Here is a 16,275-nt window from a genome sequence, read left to right on the forward strand (position 1 = left end):
GCCCGCGGCCCGGGGCCCCCGTACGCTCGGCAGCCATGGAACAGCTGCCGACGTACGACGACGTGGTCCGCGCGCACGAGCGGATCGCCCCGCACGCCCACCGCACCCCGGTCATGACCTCGCGGCTCACCGACGCCGAGCTGGGTCTGAGCCTGTACTTCAAGTGCGAGAACCTCCAGCGCATGGGGGCCTTCAAGTTCCGCGGCGCGTTCAACGCGCTCTCGCGGTTCGACGCCGGGCAGCGGCGCGCGGGCGTCGTCGCCTACTCGTCCGGCAACCACGCGCAGGCCGTCGCGCTCTCCGCCGCCCTGCTCGGCATCCCGGCGACCATCGTCATGCCGCACGACGCGCCCGCCGCCAAGCTCGCCGCGACCCGGGGGTACGGGGCCGAGGTGGTCACCTACGACCGCTGGAGCGAGGACCGCGAGGCGATCGGCACGGCGCTCGCGAAGGAGCGCGGCCTCACCCTGATCCCGCCCTACGACCACCCCGACGTGATGGCCGGCCAGGGCACCGCCGCCAAGGAGCTCTTCGAGGAGACCGGCCCCCTGGACGCCCTGTTCGTGCCGCTCGGCGGCGGCGGGCTCCTGTCGGGCACCCTGCTCTCCGCGGGCGCCCTCGCGCCGGGGTGCGAGGTGTACGGGGTCGAGCCCGAGGCCGGCGACGACGGGCTCCGGTCGCTGCGCGCCGGCGAGATCGTGCACATCGACACCCCCGACACCCTCGCGGACGGCGCCCAGACGCAGCACCTGGGCAGCCACACCTTCCCGGTGATCCGCGACCGCGTGACCGACATCGTCACCGCGTCCGACGCCCAACTCGTCGACTGCATGCGGCTGTTCGCGTCCCGAATGAAGACGGTCGTCGAGCCCACGGGCTGCCTGGGGTTCGCCGCCGCCCGCGCGGCGGCGGAGCGCCTCCGCGGCAAGCGGGTCGGCGTCATCATCAGCGGCGGCAACATGGACCTCTCCCGGTACGCGCGGCTGATCTCCGGCGAGGGCCGCTAGGACCGCGGGCGCCCGGACCGGGAACGGTTCGCCGGCGGTTCGGCGCATGATGGGGGCATGAACGAGATGCCGGAGTGGGAGAAGCGGTTCAGGGCGCCGAGGGTGGGGCTCCCCGACTGGGCGGAGGACGCCCCGGACCGCTCGCTGTTCGTGTCGAACGCGACGGGGACGTACGAGCTGTACGCGTGGGACCGCGCCAGTGGCGCGCAGCGCCGGGCCACCGACCGCCCCAACGGCACCACGGAGGGGGTGCTGACGCCGGACGGCGAGTGGATCTGGTGGTTCTGCGACACCGACGGCGACGAGTTCGGGGTGTGGCAGCGCCAGCCGTTCGGCGGCGGCGCCGACGAGCCGGCCGTGGCCGGGCTCGCCCCGTCCTACCCGGCGGGCCTCGCGCTCGGCCGGGACGGCACGGCGGTGATCGGCCGCTCCACCGACGACGACGGCTCGACGATCCACGTCGTACGCCCCGGCTCCGCGCCCGTGGAGATCTACCGGCACCGCGAGTCGGCGGGCGTGGGCGACCTCTCGCACGACGGCACGCTGATCGCGGTCGAGCACACCGAGCACGGCGACGCGATGCACTCGGCGCTGCGGGTGGTGCGCCCGGACGGCTCGGTGGTCGCCGAGCTCGACGACACCAAGGGCGGCACGGAGGAACTCGGGCTCGAAGTGCTCGGGTTCGCGCCGCTCGCGGGCGACAGCCGGCTGCTCGTCTCGCACCAGCGGCGCGGCCGCTGGGAGCCGATGATCTGGGACGTGGCCTCGGGCGAGCAGAGCGACCTCGCGCTCGACCTGCCGGGCGACGTGTCGGCCGAGTGGTATCCGGACGGATCGGGCCTGCTCGTGGTGCACAGCTTCGAGGCGCGCAGCGGCCTGTTCCGCTTCGACCTCGCGACGCGCTCCCTGATCGAGATCGACACCCCGGCGGGTTCGGTGTCGGCGGCGACGGCGCGGCCCGACGGCACGGTGGAGTACCTGTGGTCGTCCGCGGCGGCCCCCTCCGAGGTGCGCTCCACGGCGGGCGGGGTCGTGCTCGACCCGCCCGGCTTCAAGGCGCCCGGCTCGGTGCCGGTCGAGGACGTGTGGGTGGAGGGTCCCGGCGGCCGCGTCCACGCCCTGGTGCAGCGCCCGGCCGGCGACGGCCCCTTCCCCACCCTGTTCGAGATCCACGGCGGGCCCACGTGGCACGACAGCGACGCGTTCGCCGCGGGCCCGGCGGCCTGGGTCGACCACGGGTTCGCGGTGGTACGGGTCAACTACCGCGGCTCCACCGGGTACGGGCGGGAGTGGACCGACGCGCTCAAGCACCGCGTCGGGCTCATCGAGCTGGAGGACATCGAGGCGGTCCGCGCCTGGGCGGTCTCCTCGGGGCTCGCCGACCCCGCGCGGCTCGTCCTCGCGGGCGGCTCCTGGGGCGGCTACCTCACGCTGCTCGGGCTCGGCACCCAGCCCGACGTGTGGGCGCTGGGGCTCGCGGCGGTGCCGGTCGCGGACTACGTCACGGCGTACCACGACGAGATGGAGGCGCTGAAGGCGATGGACCGCACGTTGCTGGGCGGCACCCCGGAGGAGGTTCCGGACCGGTTCCGCGCGTCGTCGCCGCTGACGTACGTCGACGCGGTGACGGCGCCGGTCTACATCTCGGCGGGGGTCAACGATCCGCGCTGCCCGATCCGGCAGGTCGAGAACTATGTGGACCGGCTGGTCGCGCGGGGGGCGGTGCACGAGGTGTACCGGTATGACGCGGGGCATGGGTCGCTGGTGGTGGAGGAACGCATCAAACAGGTCCGCCTGGAACTCGACTTCGCCCTCCGCCACCTCCCCGTCTGACAGCGCCGGGTGCCCTACCAGGGGCGCGGGGCTGTGCCCTTCACGCGGCTCCGCCGCGGTGGGCGCGGGTGGGAGCCTGCGGCTCCGGGTCACCTACTAGGGCGCGGGGCTGTGCCGTTTGCGCGGCTCCGCCGCGGTGGGCGCGGCCGCGTGGCTCGGCTCCGGGTGCCCTACTAGGGGCGCGGGGCTGTGCCGTTTGCGCGGCTCCGCCGCGGTGGGCGCGGCGGTGGGCTCGGTGCCGGGTGCCCTACAGGGGCGCGGGGAACTGCGCGGGTGCCCCAGCACGGCCCGCAGACGAAAGCCGGGGTTGCTGGGGCTCCGCCCCAGACCCCGGGAGGCCCCACCCCACCCCTTCCCGAAACCCTCCGGGGGTTATGAAACGGGCTGAGGTCCAAACCCCTGGGGCTCCGCCCCAGACCCCGTTCGCGCCCGAAAGGCGCTCGTCCTCAAACGCCGGACAGGCTGAGGGGGCGCTCGTCCTCAAACTCCCCCAAGGCCTTATGGGCCAGGGGGGACCCCCATGACGGGCTGAAGATGCCCGTGCCGCCCGGCACCGAGTAGTCAGGGGCGCGGGGAACTGCGCGGGACGCGAGCACGGTCCGCAGACGAACGCGGGGGCGCAGCCCGGGGGCAACGGTCCCGGGGGGTTGGGGGCACCCCGGTGAGGGGGACCCGGTGGGATTCCGTACCGTGGGGGTGTGTACCGGTTCCTGCTCACACCCCGCTGGTGGGGAATCCACGCCTTCGTCCTGCTCGCCATCCCCGTCTGCGTCTTCATGGGCTCCTGGCAGCTCGGCCGCTTCGAGGACCGCGTGCAGTCCCACGACGCCGCCGAGAAGGCCCCCGACCCCGCCTCCCGCAAGGCCGAGCCGCTCGCCTCGCTGCTCCCGGTGGACCAGCGCACCTCCGGTCGGCCGGCGCAGGCCCGCGGCCACTACGCCGAGCAGTTCCTGGTGCCCGACCGCGAGGTCGACGGCAAGCAGGGCAGCTACGTACTGACCCTGCTGCGCACCGACGGCGGCAAGGCGCTGCCCGTCGTGCGCGGCTGGATCCCCCGCGGCGCGAAGGCCCCGGCCGTCCCCGCGGGCGACGTGGCCGTCACCGGCGTACTGCAGGCGTCGGAGACCGCGGGCTCGGACGGTGTGAACGCGCAGGGCGGCCTGCCGCAGGGCCAGGTCGGCATGATCAGCGCGGCGTCCCTCGTCAACCTGGTGCCGTATCCGGTGTACGACGCGTGGGTGACGCTGCCCGCCGCCGGCGCCGGCCTGACCCCGGTCCCGGCGAGCGCGCCGCAGAACAGCGGGCTCGACCTGAAGGCGTTCCAGAACCTCGGGTACACCGGCGAGTGGTTCGTCTTCGCCGGGTTCGTGGTCTTCATGTGGTTCCGCCTGGTGCGGCGCGAGGCCGAGGCCCTGGAGGACGCCGAACTCGGCCTCGCCCCCGAAGGAGCGGAACAGCCGGCGGACGGGTCCGACCAGGCCGACGGGCCCGGCGCCGAAGCCGGGGCGGCCGCGAAGCCCGAGGGCGCGGCCGCCGGGGCCTAGGGGGCCGGCGCCGAGCCGGACCCCGCGTCGAGCACGCCCGTCTTGTAGATCGTGCCGGCGCACGCGTTCGGGATCTTCGCCTCGGCCGCCGGCGCGCCCGGCTCGGCCACGTGCGTGACCGCCACGGTGCCGTCCTCGGTCGTGGCCGGGGGGCCGCCGTTCGGCGCGAGCTGGGGACTCTGGGCGCCACCCCCGGTGGTCGTGGGCGCGGTGATGCCGCTGTTGCTCCCCGGGTTGGCGGAGGGGCTGGGGTCGGGCGACGCCGTCGCCTTGGGACAGGTGTCGGACGGCACCCAGGCGAACCGCACCTCGTAGGCCGCGGCCGGCTTGAGCACCAAGTGGTCGGCGTCCTGGGAGGGATCGGGCAGGCCGGGCGCGGGGTCGCCCGCCGCGTGCTCGACCACGGTGATCTTCGCGGGGTCGGCCGCGCCCTGCGCGTGGACGCCGAACGTGCCGACGCCGCCGATCGCGCACTGCTTGTCCGACGCGTTGACGACGCGGAACGCCCCGTACACCTTGCCGGTCGCGTCGGGCTTGCCGACCTTCGCCGACTTCACGCTCAGCTCGCCCGCCTCGCACACCGGCGAGTTCGCCTGCACGGTGCCGCTGCGCGGCCCGTCGACGGCGCCCGCGGTGTCTCCGGTCGTGCCGACGCTGGGCGTCTTCGACGCGCCCTTGCCGTCGGGTGTGCCGCCGGGCCGGGTGCCGGAGCCGGTGGACGGGCCGCCCCGCGGCACCCCGTCGGGCGTGCCGGTGACGCCTCCCGACCCGCCGTACGTCTGCTCGCCGTGTCCGGCGGCGGCCGGCTGCTCGTCGGTGCTGCTCGCGGTGTTGGCGACGTGCAGGAAGGCCGGCACGGCGGTGGCCACCAGGAGGGCGGCCGCGACCGAGCCGACGACGGCCTGTCGCTTGCGGGCGCGCCGCGCGGGCACCGCCTCCCGCAGGTGTTCGAGCGCCCCCTCGGAGGGTGTCAGCTCGTCGACCGCGCCGTGCAGCAGTCTGCGCAGCGCCTGTTCCCCGGCCGTGTCGGTGCCGCCAGGAGCGGGCGGAAAACCGAGGTGAGGGGTGCCGGGGCTGTTCTTTTCCGGCGTTGTGTCCACGAATCCGTATCCAGTCAGGTCGTTCAGGTCAATGCTGGGCCGCTGGTCCGACCCGTACCCGCCGTGCTCCCCGTACTTCCGGTACTTCCCGTGCTCCCCCGGCCGCTCGTCGTCGTTTCCGTCCCGCCCCTTCATGCCGTCGCCTCCATGGCGACGCGCAGGGCGGCTATGCCTCGTGATCCGTACGCCTTCACCGAGCCCAGGGATATGCCGAGCGTCTCGGCGACCTGGGCCTCGGTCATGTCCGCGAAGTACCGCAGCACGAGGACCTCGCGCTGGCGGCGCTGGAGCCCGCGCATCGCCTTGATCAGGGCGTCGCGCTCCAGCTGGTCGTACGCGCCCTCTTCCGCGCTCGCCATGTCGGGCATCGGCTTGGAGAGCAGCTTGAGCCCGAGGATGCGGCGGCGCAGCGCGGAGCGCGACAGGTTCACCACGGTCTGGCGCAGGTAGGCCAGGGTCTTCTCCGGCTCGCGCACCCGGCTGCGCGCCGAGTGGACGCGGATGAACGCCTCCTGCACGACGTCCTCGCAGGAAGCGGTGTCGTCCAGGAGCAGTGCCGCGAGGCCGAGCAGGGAGCGGTAGTGCGCCCGGTAGGTCTCGGTGAGGTGGTCAACGGTGGTGCCGGCCGCCATGGTCTCGTCAGCGCTCCCGCGGGAGGGCGCGGGGGACGGCACGAGGGCGGCGGGGCGGGTGGCCGGCATGGGCGCGATCACCGGCATGCCGCCGGGCACGCCGGACCTCCGACGAGGGCGGACGACCATCCCACCGCGCGCCGGTACCGCTCTGAAGTCGAGTACCTCTGCCACGCCTGTTGGACACGTTCCTCCCCGTCAGGGTTGTACGCGTACGACACTGTTTTTGGCGGTGCGACACATGCCCTCATCCGTACCCGCTCTTCCCCAATGCCCCGATTTATACGGCACCTTGAGGGGCGACCGCATAGACGCTCCATGCCGGACTGCCGGTTGCAGGGACACGGAAATGAATCGTGTAACAAGGCATTGGCGCACTTCAAGTGGTACAGACCAGCGACTTGCTCACAGAGCGTTCACAGATCCTACAAACCCGTGGGGATCAACGCCCGGTGAATTCGCGGGCCGCCAGCTCGGCGATGTGGGCCACGTTCAGGGACGTGCCCTTGCGGAGGTTGTCACCGCAGACGAAAAGTTCCAGTACGTGCGGATCGTCCGGCGAGCTGCGGACCCGGCCGACCCAGGTGGGGTCGGTGCCCACCACGTCGGCGGGGGTGGGGTATTCGCCGACGGCGGGGTTGTCGAAGAGCACCACGCCGGGCGCGGTCGCCAGGATCTCGTGGGCGCGCGCCACGTCCACCTCGTTCTCGAAGCGGGCGTGCACCGACGCGGAGTGCGTGGTCACCACCGGGACCCGCACACAGGTCGCGGCGACCGGAAGGCGCGGCAGGTCGAGCAGTTTGCGCAGTTCGGCGCGGATGCCCAGCTCCTGCGACGACCAGCCGTCGTCGGCGAGTTCGCCGGTCCAGGGCACCACGTTGAGGGCGAGGGGCGCGGGGAACGGGCCGAGGTCGTCGCCGACGGCGCGGCGCACATCGCCGGGGCTCGTGCCGAGCCCGGTGCCGGCGACCAGCGAGATCTGCCGGCGCAGCGCGTCGACGCCGGCCTGCCCCTCACCGCTGACCGCCTGGTAGGTGGAGACGACCAGCTCGCTCAGGCAGAACTCGGCGTGCAGCGCGCCGACCGCCACGCTCATCGCGAGGGTGGTGGCGTGCGGGCTCGCGACGATGCCGCGCGGACGCATCCGTACGGCGTGCGGATTGAGCTCGGGCACCACCAGCGGCACGTCCGGGTCCATCCGGAAGGCGGCCGAACTGTCCACCACCACCGCGCCCTTGGCGGCCGCTACCGGCGCCCACTGGGCGGCGACGTCGGCGGGCACCAGGAACAGGACGATGTCGGCCCCTTCGAGGGCCTCCTCGCTCAGCGCGCGGACCTCGCACTCCTGCCCGCGGACGAGCAGGGTGCGGCCGGCCGAGCGCGCGGACGCGACGAGCCGGACCTCGCCCCAGACATCGGCATGCTGGGACAGGATCTGGAGCATCACCGCACCGGCGCCCCCGGTCGCTCCGACGACCGTGAGCGCCGGCCTGTGGGTCATCGCCCGGTGCCCCCGTAGACGACGGCCTCGTCGCTGTCGGAGTCCAGGCCGAAGGCCGAGTGTACGGCGCGCACCGCGTTGTTGACGTCGTCGGCCCGGGTGACGACCGAGATGCGGATCTCGGAGGTCGAGATGAGCTCGATGTTCACGCCCGCGTCGGAAAGGGCCTCGAAGAAGCCCGCCGTGACGCCCGGGTTGGTCTTCATGCCGGCGCCGACGAGGGAGATCTTGGCGATCTGGTCGTCGTAGCGCAGCGACTCGAAGCCGATGGCCGGCTTGGACCGCTCCAGGGCGTCGATGGCCTTGCGGCCCTCGGCCTTGGGCAGCGTGAACGAGATGTCGGTGAGCCCCGTCGACGCGGCGGAGACGTTCTGCACCACCATGTCGATGTTGATCTCCGCGTTGGCGATGGTGCGGAAGATCGCCGCCGCCTCGCCCGGCTTGTCGGGCACCCCGACGACCGTGACCTTCGCCTCGGAGACGTCGTGGGCGACTCCGGAGATGATGGCGTGCTCCACCTGCTGACCCTCCGACTTGGAACGTGGTTCATTGCTGACCCAGGTGCCCTGAAGTCCGCTGAAGGACGACCGCACGTGGATCGGGATGTTGTACCGGCGGGCGTACTCGACGCACCGGTGCAGGAGCACCTTGGAGCCGGACGCGGCCAGCTCCAGCATGTCCTCGAAGGAGATCCAGTCGATCTTCTTCGCCTTCTTCACGACGCGGGGGTCCGCGGTGAAGACGCCGTCGACATCCGTGTAGATCTCGCAGACCTCGGCGTCGAGGGCCGCGGCCAGCGCGACGGCCGTCGTGTCCGAACCACCACGGCCGAGCGTGGTGATGTTCTTGCCCTCCTGGCTGACACCCTGGAACCCGGCGACGATGGCGATGTTGCCCTCGTCGATCGAGGTCCTGATGCGGCCCGGGGTGACGTCGATGATCCGCGCCTTGTTGTGGACCGAGTCGGTGATGACACCGGCCTGGCTGCCCGTGAAGGACTGGGCCTTGTGGCCCATGCTTTTGATCGCCATGGCAAGCAGTGCCATGGAGATCCGCTCTCCGGCGGTCAGCAGCATGTCGAATTCCCGCCCGGCAGGCATGGGTGACACCTGCTCCGCGAGCTCGATCAACTCATCCGTCGTGTCGCCCATCGCGGAAACCACGACGACCACCTGGTGGCCGTTCTTCTTGGCTTCCACGATCCGCTTGGCGACGCGCTTGATGCCCTCGGCATCGGCAACGGAGGAGCCTCCGTACTTCTGCACGACAAGGCCCACGTGCGCTCCTCGCTCATTTCATTACTGCGGTCGGCTCAGTTTAACGAGCGGGCCGGAATCGCCCGCCCCGTATCAGCTCGTGAGATGTCCCGCTCACTCCCTGACACCGGACGGCCACCGGCACCGCTCGCACGGACTGCCTGCCCGGGTGCCCGCCGGATACGCGGCATGTGTCCGGGCTCACAGGGGCCCGGACGGGTGCGCGGGCCCCCGCATCCGGGTGGCTCCGCGCCCGACTCCCGTACGGGCGGCGCTACTTGACGTCGCCGAGACCGAGGGGCCCGGCCAGCTCCTGCGCCATGACGCGGCCCGCCGCCTCCTCCAGGGCGTCCTCCGTCAGCTCCTCGTCCGTGTCCAGGCCGTCCAGCTCTTCGAGCGGCTGATTGAGGCGGACGTGGGCGACGAGCGACTGGAGGGCGCGCAGCGCGGCGGAGGCCGTCGAGCCCCAGTTGGAGAAGTACGAGAACTGCCACCACCACAGCGCCTCGGAGGTGCGGCCCGCGCGGTAGTGGGCCAGGCCGTGGCGCAGGTCGGTAACGACGTCGGCGAGGTCGTCGGAGATCCGGCACGGCACCGGCGCCTTGCGCGGCTCGTACGGGTCGAAGACCTCGGAGTACACGTCGATGGGTTCGAGCAGCCGGGCGAAGCGCTCGCGCAGCTCGTCGGCGTCGGCCTCCGGGCCCAGGTCGGGCTCGTAGCGCTCGTCGGGGACGATGTCCTCGTGCGCCCCGAGCCGGCCGCCGGCCAGCAGGAGCTGGGAGACCTCCAGGAGCAGGAACGGCACGGCGCTGTCGGGTTCGTCGCCCTTGGCCACCTCGGTGACCGCGACGATGAAGGACTCGACCTGGTCGGCGATCTGGACCGCGAACGAGTCCGGGTCCTGCGTGGTCGCGTGCAGCGTTGCGTCAGACATCGAGTTGACCTTCCTCGTGGCCCGCGTGGGCGTCATACATCGAGCAGCCGCCTTCCTTCGAAGGCCCGGCCCAGGGTGACCTCGTCGGCGTATTCGAGGTCGCCGCCCACCGGCAGGCCGCTGGCGAGCCGGGTGACCTTGAGCCCCATGGGCTTGATCATGCGGGCGAGGTACGTCGCCGTCGCCTCGCCCTCCAGGTTCGGGTCGGTGGCCAGGATCAGCTCGGTGACCGTGCCGTCCGCGAGGCGGGCGAGCAGCTCGCGGATGCGCAGGTCGTCCGGGCCGACGCCCTCGATGGGGCTGATGGCACCGCCGAGCACGTGGTAGCGGCCGCGGAACTCACGCGTCCGCTCGATCGCCACCACGTCCTTGGGCTCCTCCACGACACAGATGACGCTCAGGTCGCGTCGCTGGTCGCGGCAGATGTTGCACCGCTCCTCCTGCGCCACGTTGCCGCACACCGCGCAGAAGCGGACCTTGTCCTTGACCTCAAGGAGGGCGTGCGCGAGGCGGCGTACGTCGGTCGGCTCCGCCTGGAGGATGTGGAAGGCGATCCGCTGCGCGCTCTTGGGACCGACGCCGGGCAGCCTGCCCAGCTCGTCGATGAGGTCCTGAACCACGCCTTCGTACAACGGAACGCCTCTCGTGGGTTGCTCTGATGCCTACGGTAGTTGCTGTCCGTCCGCCTCAGTAGGGCAGGCGCACGGTTGGCTCCGCGCGACCGGGCGCGCGCGGGGTGCCCGGTCCTAGAAGGGCAGGCCGGGCATGCCGCCGAGGCCCTGCGTCAGCGGGCCCAGCTTCTGCTGCTGGAGCTGCTGCGCGTTCTCGTTGGCGGCCTGCACGGCCGCGACGATCAGGTCGGCGAGGGTCTCGGTGTCCTCCGGGTCGACCGCCTTCGGGTCGATGGCGAGGGAACGCAGCTCACCCGAGCCGGTCACGGTCGCCCTGACGAGGCCACCGCCGGCCTGGCCGTCGACCTCGGTCGCCGCGAGCTCCTCCTGGGCCACGGCGAGGTCCTGCTGCATCTTCTGCGCCTGCTGGAGAAGCTGCTGCATGTTGGGCTGGCCACCACCAGGGATCACGGTTCACTCCGGGTTTCACTTGGACGGAATCGTCGGGCACTCCGAGCCTACGTGGTCGACAGGCGCCCTGCTCCGCAACTCTTTCGAGTGATGCGGTGCGGGTTCCTATACCTGATCAAGCGGCACTTCCGGGCGGAAATACCTGGTTACCGCCCCCCGGGCCCTCCATTCGGCGGTAGGAATGGCGGTCGGGCGCATCACTGGGCGTCAAGCGACGCACACGCACCGTCGGCGGCGCAGGGGCGCGACGTCTTTACTACATCACTACGTGACGACGTCACTACGTCCTGTACTACGCCACTACGTACGTCCACGTGGTCTGGATGCCAGCTAGCAGTGCGGAGGGAGCGGCCGGGTGAGCCAGCCTGACATGCAGCCCGAGGGGGCCCCGGGCCAGGCCCGGCGGGACGAGGGCGCGACGACGGGCGATCTGACCGGGCGGCCGTTCCCGCTCGGCGACTGGGGCGAGCCCGCGGAGCGCCTCTACGAGCTGTACCAGTGGGTCGAGACGGGCGCCCTGCGCACCGCGGACTGGTACCTCGCCGACCGGCTCTGGAAGCGCCGCGGCGCGCGCGTCCTGCGCTGCGGCACGGCCGCGGGCGCGACCGCGGGGGCGGTGCTTCCGCTGCTCGACCTCACGCGGGCCCTCACGGGGGCGGCGGGCTGGGGCTACCTGTGTCTGCTGCTCGGCGCGGCCTGTCTGGCCTGCGACCGGTTCTTCGGCCTCACATCGGGCTGGATGCGGGACGTCGCCACGGCGCAGGCGGTGCAGCGCAGGCTCCAGACCCTCCAGTTCGACTGGGCGTCGGAGAGCGTGCGCGAGGTGCTCGGGCCCACCGACGGCACGGCGAGCGAGGCGGCCGAGCGCTGTCTGTCCGTGCTGCGCCGGTTCACCGAGGACGTGACGGAGCTGGTCCGCTCCGAGACGGCGGACTGGATGGTGGAGTTCCGCTCGGGGCCGGCGCCGCTGGTCATGCAGACGCTGAGCGCCGCGGCGCCGCGCGCCGATGGCGCCCCCGGTCCCGGCCGCTTCCCCCTCCCCCCGGTGACCCGCCCCAACATGCCCCGCCAACGCCCCCCGGAGGGCCCCCGCTGACCCGCGCGGTTCCCCGCGCCCCCTGAAGTACTCCATGCCGGGCGGCATGCGCATAGCCGGCCCGTCCGGCGATTGAGGACGAGCGCCTTTCGGGCGCGAACGGGGTCTGGGGCGGAGCCCCAGGACACCCCGCCGTCGGGTGCGGACCGTGCCCGCGTCTCGCGCAGTTCCCCGCGCCCCCAGGTGGGCTGAACCTGGCGGCATGCCCAGCATCGGCATCCTCAGCCCGTCCGGCGTTTGAGGACGAGGGCCGTCCAGGCCCGGGACGGGGTCTGGGGCGGAGCCCCAGGCGGCCCCGCCTGCGGACCGCGCGGCATGCGCTGCCGCAGGGTCAGCTGAAGATGATCATGGAGCCTTGGGCCAGGCTGCGGGTGGCTGCCGCGTGGAGCCCGAGCCAGACGTGCCGCTCACGCGCGAACGGACTCTCGTCGTACGGGATGGGCCCCGCCGGCTCTTCGAGCGAGGTGGGGCGGGCCGGCGGCGCCGGCGGAGACGGCGGGTTGGCCGGATCTATCCCGATCGCCGGCCCCACGAACTGGAGCTCCCGCAACAACCCCTGCGCCGACCCGAGCGGTCCCCCGCCCGCCAGCAGCTCCTCGTTGGACAGCGGCACCGCGAAGTCGACCGGCACGTACGCCCCCGCGTGGTCGTAGTGCCACACCAGGTGCGACTGCTGGGCCGTCGCCTCGAACATCTCCAGGAGCTGCTCGTAGTCGCCGCCCAGCTCGTCGACCGGCGTCACCGCGAGCCCGCACAGCTGGAGCAGATACGCCCGGCGCAGGAAGTGCAGCGCGTCGTAGTCGAAGCCGGCCACCGGAGCCACGTCGCCGGAGAGCCCCGGCATGTAGGCGAAGACCGGCACCGCCGGGAGCCCGGCCTCGCCGAGCGCCTTGTCGTACGAGGCGATCTCCTCCGCGAACGGATTGTCGGGGCTGTGGCACAGCACGTCGACGAGGGGGACCAGCCACAGGTCACAGGCCAAGACGGGCTCGCTCTCAACTCGTTTCGCGCGATGGTCGGGACAGCGTAGTGCGCCGGGCACGCCGCGCGAAGAGCGCCCGTCAACTCCCGGCGGCGGGTGACCGGTTCCCCCCGCGCGCCCCGGTCGCAGAGGTTTACCCACCAGCCCGTCCGTTACTCGGACCCGCGGGCGTCAGCGCCCCGGCGACACGTCCCAGATCCACACGCCGCCGACCTTCGTGCCGGGCCGGCCGAGCAGCCGGGACACCGTCTCGTACAGCTCGGGCGCCCGCGGCTGCGGCTCCAGGACGAGCACCCCGGCCCGCCAGTACGCCAGGTCCGCCCTGGCCTGGTTCTGCCAGTCGGTGCCGATGTCGGGGATCGGCTTGCCGGAGCGCACGTCTCCGAACAGGTTCGACGTCCAGCGCGGTGAGGCCCCGTAGATGCCGATCCGGTCCGGACCCCAGGGCCCGTTGAAGTAGCCGCCGGGCACCGAGAAGCCGAGGCCCGTCTCCGCCTGCCAGTGCAGCGCCTCCGCCGAACCGGGATCGGGCAGCGGCACCGGAACCAGGGATTCCCCGGGCCCGACGTACTTCTTCCACATGCCCGACGCGATGAACTCGGGCACGTCGGGACGGGCGTTGGTCGGGTACGGCGTCGGCACGATCGGCAGCAGCGCGAGCGCGATCGCCGTGAACCCGACCGCCTTGTTCAGCCGCACCCCGCTGTGGGCGAGGCGCCCCGCGCCGAGCGCCACCAGCGCGCCGAGCACCGGCGCGCAGATCATCGCGACCCGGCCCTCGATCACCGACTCGAAGAGCGGCCAGTGCGCGAGGAGCTTCCACGGCCCGGCGAACACCACGTCCGTGTACGGGACGCGGATCTTCTGCCCCAGCGACAGCACCGCGGCCGCCACCCCCGTGAAGGCCAGCGCCTTCACCAGGGGGCGCCGCCACAGCCGTACGACGAGCGCGAAGGCGAGCGCCACCAGCGGCCAGCCGTAGAACGCGTTCTGCTCGGTGCGGTTGAGCGCCAGCTTGTCGGCGGTCGCCTCGTCGCCGAAGAGCGAGCGCCCCGCGAACTCGACGAGCGCGAGCGGCGAATTGCCCGCGCTGTCGCCGTGCAGCACGCTGTGGTAGCTCTGCGCGCCGGCGAACTGCCGGTACAGCGGGTAGGCGAGCAGCACCAGGCAGACCCCGAGCGCGTACGCCGCGCCCGTGGCCAGCGGCCGGACCACGGCCCGCGCGACATCGCGGCGGGCCAGCGCGTACGACAGGGCGAACAGGGCCATGCCGACCGTGGCGAGCAGCAGCACCTCCTCGCCGAGGAAGATCTGGTAGACGGTGAACAGGCCGAGCACGATCCCGTCGCGGCGCACGTCACGGCCCTCGCACAGCCGCAGCGCACGGTCGATGATCAGCGGCAGCATGAACAGGACGCAGAAGTTCGGGTGCGCGGTACCGTGCGAGACCATCGGCGGCGCGTACGCGGCGAGCGCCCCGCCGAGCCCCGCCGCCCACCGGCTCTCGGTGACCCGGCGCGCGAAGAGCCAGTACCAGGCGTACGCGGTCGCCGCCGTCCCCAGGGTGAGGACGAGCGCCCACGTCAGGCTCGGCCCGAACGCGAGCGTGACCGGCGCCAGCGGCACGGACAGGCCCAGCATCGGGGTGTTGCCCATGAGGTTCACGCCGTCGGGGAAGTTCTGGACGGTCGTGAACAGGGGGTCGCGCAGATGGGCCACGTTGTCCGCGGTGACCGCGAAGAACCACTCCCACTGGTTCTGGTCCTGCATCGAGTCCGTGAGGTAACTGCTCCCGAGGCCGTCCCACAGGTTCTTGTAGAGCAGCACCGACGACAGCAGGAACAGGGTGGCGAGCACCAGGTCGGCGCGGCGCACCGCGCGCGCCTTGAGCCGGGCCAGCTCCCACAGCACCTTGCCGTAGTCGGCCGCGCCCACCTTCGAGCCCTCCTGGTGCGACCAGCGGACCGGCACCTCGGCGACCGCCCAGCCGCGGCGGCGGAAGAACTGGAGGATCTCCACGTCGATGCCCCAGCCGTCGAGGCGGGCGTCGGCGAACGCGGCGCGCGCCTTCTCGCCGTCGAACAGCTTGAAGCCGCACTGGGTGTCGCGGATGCCGGGCACCGCGACGGCCCGTATGAGCCGGTTGCCCATCCGCCCGAGGTGTTCGCGCAGCCGGCTCTGGTGAACCTCTATGCGCGCCTCGGGATGGGCGCGCGAGCCGATCGCCGCGGCGGTGTCGCCCTCGGCCATCGCCTTGTCGAGCCGGTCGAGCTCCTCGATGGGCGTGGCCAGATCGGCGTCCGTGACCAGGACGCGCCGCCCGTAGGAGGCGAGCACCCCGAGCCGCAGCGCGTGGCCCTTGCCCCGGTTGCTCTCGCTGACGACGACATGGATGCGGGAGTCGCGGGCGGCGGCTTCCCTCGCCACCCGTACGGTCTCGTCGCCCGACCCGTCGTCGACGACGATCAGCTCCCAGGCGCAGCTGTCGCCAAGGTGGGCGCGGATCGCGTCGAGGGTCGGCGCGAGACGCTGCTCCTCGTTGTACGCGGGGACGACGACGCTCAGTTCGACCGGTCCGGCCGGGGTGTTCATCGTCACCGGGGCAGCCGCTCCGCCCAGGTCAGGGACGCGTCGTTGTACGCGGCGATCAGCACCCGCGCCGCCTCGAAGTCGCCCCGGCCGAGCGCGTCGACCACCTCGCCGTGCCCGGTCCACAGCCACTCGGTGACGTCACCGTGGCTCCGCAGGTGGGGCACCGCGAACACCCAGCTCTGCATGCGCAGACGGTGCAGGAAGTCGGAGATGTAGGAGTTCCCGGCCAGCGCGCACAGTTCGCGCCAGAACCGGAGGTCGTAGCCGACCAGGATGTTCAGGTCGCCGCACCGGGCGGCGCGGGCCGCCTCTTCGCCGCGGCGCCGCACCGACACGAGGGCCGGCCCGTACGCGTCGAGCCGGCCCGGGACCGCGGCCCGCCGGAATATCCCGTCCACGACCAGGGCCCGCGCCTCGACGATGCCCTTGTAGTCCTCGACGGTGAACACCCGCACGCGGAAGCCGCGGTGCTGGTCGGAGTCGAGCAGGCCCTGCGCGCAGAGGTCGACGAGCGCCTCGCGGACCGGCGTGGCCGAGACGCCGTACTGCTCGGCGATCTGTTTGACCGTGAACTCCTCGCCGGGCCGCATACGCCCCGCGAGCACCTCGTCACGCAGCGCGTCCGCGATCTGTTGTCGAAGGGTGTTGCGGGTGACCGCTCCGCTCGCGGGCATGGCTCGCTCCCCTTCTCCGGCTCCGGCCACCCTATGGGGTGC

The 16,275-nt window shown here is 72.5% G+C and carries 14 protein-coding genes; 4 read left to right on the forward strand and 10 right to left on the reverse strand.

All coding sequences use genetic code 11. The features are described from left to right. Positions 1–35 precede the first annotated feature (35 nt). The 3 genes from OOJ98_RS32910 to OOJ98_RS32920 all read left to right on the forward strand — a co-directional run bounded on the left by OOJ98_RS32910 (position 36) and on the right by OOJ98_RS32920 (position 4,384). A complete protein-coding gene (locus OOJ98_RS32910) occupies positions 36–1,007 on the forward strand; it encodes a threo-3-hydroxy-L-aspartate ammonia-lyase (RefSeq protein WP_267058797.1) in 972 nt (323 codons plus the stop codon). Positions 1,008–1,064: 57 nt separating this feature from the next. Then, complete coding sequence (locus OOJ98_RS32915) at positions 1,065–2,840, forward strand: prolyl oligopeptidase family serine peptidase (protein ID WP_267058798.1); 1,776 nt, start codon at positions 1,065–1,067, stop codon at positions 2,838–2,840. A gap of 698 nt (positions 2,841–3,538) precedes the next feature. Beyond that, positions 3,539–4,384 carry an SURF1 family protein gene (locus OOJ98_RS32920; RefSeq protein WP_267058799.1) on the forward strand — a complete coding sequence of 282 codons (846 nt, stop codon included), beginning with the start codon at positions 3,539–3,541 and terminating at the stop codon, positions 4,382–4,384. Here OOJ98_RS32920 and OOJ98_RS32925 read toward each other — a convergent pair. The 7 genes from OOJ98_RS32925 to OOJ98_RS32955 form a co-directional block, all read right to left on the reverse strand. Beyond that, the gene (locus OOJ98_RS32925) at positions 4,381–5,619 is read right to left on the reverse strand and encodes a hypothetical protein (RefSeq protein ID WP_267058800.1); all 1,239 of its coding nucleotides are present in this window, start codon (positions 5,617–5,619) and stop codon (positions 4,381–4,383) included. The genes OOJ98_RS32920 and OOJ98_RS32925 overlap by 4 nt on opposite strands. Beyond that, positions 5,616–6,290, reverse strand: a complete 675-nt coding sequence (locus tag OOJ98_RS32930) for a SigE family RNA polymerase sigma factor (RefSeq protein WP_267058801.1) — start codon at positions 6,288–6,290, stop codon at positions 5,616–5,618. Before OOJ98_RS32930 ends, OOJ98_RS32925 begins: the two co-directional genes overlap by 4 nt. A gap of 268 nt (positions 6,291–6,558) precedes the next feature. After that, positions 6,559–7,617 carry an aspartate-semialdehyde dehydrogenase gene (locus OOJ98_RS32935; RefSeq protein WP_267058802.1) on the reverse strand — a complete coding sequence of 353 codons (1,059 nt, stop codon included), beginning with the start codon at positions 7,615–7,617 and terminating at the stop codon, positions 6,559–6,561. Then, positions 7,614–8,894, reverse strand: coding sequence for an aspartate kinase (locus OOJ98_RS32940; RefSeq protein WP_267058803.1), 1,281 nt, complete (start codon positions 8,892–8,894; stop codon positions 7,614–7,616). Before OOJ98_RS32940 ends, OOJ98_RS32935 begins: the two co-directional genes overlap by 4 nt. A 253-nt stretch (positions 8,895–9,147) precedes the next feature. Then, on the reverse strand, positions 9,148–9,807 hold the full coding sequence (locus OOJ98_RS32945; protein WP_267058804.1) for a DUF5063 domain-containing protein: 660 nt from the start codon (positions 9,805–9,807) through the stop codon (positions 9,148–9,150). 32 nt (positions 9,808–9,839) lie between these two features. Then, positions 9,840–10,439, reverse strand: coding sequence for a recombination mediator RecR (recR, locus tag OOJ98_RS32950; protein WP_267058805.1), 600 nt, complete (start codon positions 10,437–10,439; stop codon positions 9,840–9,842). Positions 10,440–10,553: 114 nt separating this feature from the next. Continuing rightward, on the reverse strand, positions 10,554–10,889 hold the full coding sequence (locus tag OOJ98_RS32955) for a YbaB/EbfC family nucleoid-associated protein (protein ID WP_267058806.1): 336 nt from the start codon (positions 10,887–10,889) through the stop codon (positions 10,554–10,556). A 355-nt stretch (positions 10,890–11,244) separates the two neighbouring features. Between OOJ98_RS32955 and OOJ98_RS32960 the strand changes: the two genes are divergently transcribed. Next, complete coding sequence (locus tag OOJ98_RS32960; RefSeq protein WP_267058807.1) at positions 11,245–11,985, forward strand: SLATT domain-containing protein; 741 nt, start codon at positions 11,245–11,247, stop codon at positions 11,983–11,985. A 331-nt stretch (positions 11,986–12,316) separates the two neighbouring features. Here the strand turns inward: OOJ98_RS32960 and OOJ98_RS32965 are convergent, their stop codons facing one another. The 3 genes from OOJ98_RS32965 to OOJ98_RS32975 form a co-directional block, all read right to left on the reverse strand. Further along, complete coding sequence (locus OOJ98_RS32965; RefSeq protein WP_267058808.1) at positions 12,317–12,967, reverse strand: hypothetical protein; 651 nt, start codon at positions 12,965–12,967, stop codon at positions 12,317–12,319. A gap of 171 nt (positions 12,968–13,138) precedes the next feature. Further along, entirely contained in the window at positions 13,139–15,559 is a 2,421-nt protein-coding gene (locus OOJ98_RS32970; RefSeq protein WP_267059083.1) for a dolichyl-phosphate beta-glucosyltransferase, read from the reverse strand. A gap of 2 nt (positions 15,560–15,561) precedes the next feature. Next, positions 15,562–16,233 carry a GntR family transcriptional regulator gene (locus OOJ98_RS32975; protein ID WP_267058809.1) on the reverse strand — a complete coding sequence of 224 codons (672 nt, stop codon included), beginning with the start codon at positions 16,231–16,233 and terminating at the stop codon, positions 15,562–15,564. Positions 16,234–16,275: the final 42 nt, after the last annotated feature.

Origin of the sequence: Streptomyces sp. NBC_00083, assembly GCF_026343295.1 — a bacterium.
In the GTDB taxonomy this organism is placed as follows: Bacteria; Actinomycetota; Actinomycetes; order Streptomycetales; family Streptomycetaceae; genus Streptomyces.

Coding starts and splice junctions, on each gene's coding strand:
- OOJ98_RS32910 (WP_267058797.1), top strand. CDS start 36: ATGGAACAGCTGCCGACGTACGACGACGTGGTCCGCGCGCACGAGCGG.
- OOJ98_RS32915 (WP_267058798.1), top strand. CDS start 1,065: ATGAACGAGATGCCGGAGTGGGAGAAGCGGTTCAGGGCGCCGAGGGTG.
- OOJ98_RS32925 (WP_267058800.1), bottom strand. CDS start 5,619: ATGAAGGGGCGGGACGGAAACGACGACGAGCGGCCGGGGGAGCACGGG.
- OOJ98_RS32935 (WP_267058802.1), bottom strand. CDS start 7,617: ATGACCCACAGGCCGGCGCTCACGGTCGTCGGAGCGACCGGGGGCGCC.
- OOJ98_RS32945 (WP_267058804.1), bottom strand. CDS start 9,807: ATGTCTGACGCAACGCTGCACGCGACCACGCAGGACCCGGACTCGTTC.
- OOJ98_RS32970 (WP_267059083.1), bottom strand. CDS start 15,559: ATGAACACCCCGGCCGGACCGGTCGAACTGAGCGTCGTCGTCCCCGCG.
- OOJ98_RS32975 (WP_267058809.1), bottom strand. CDS start 16,233: ATGCCCGCGAGCGGAGCGGTCACCCGCAACACCCTTCGACAACAGATC.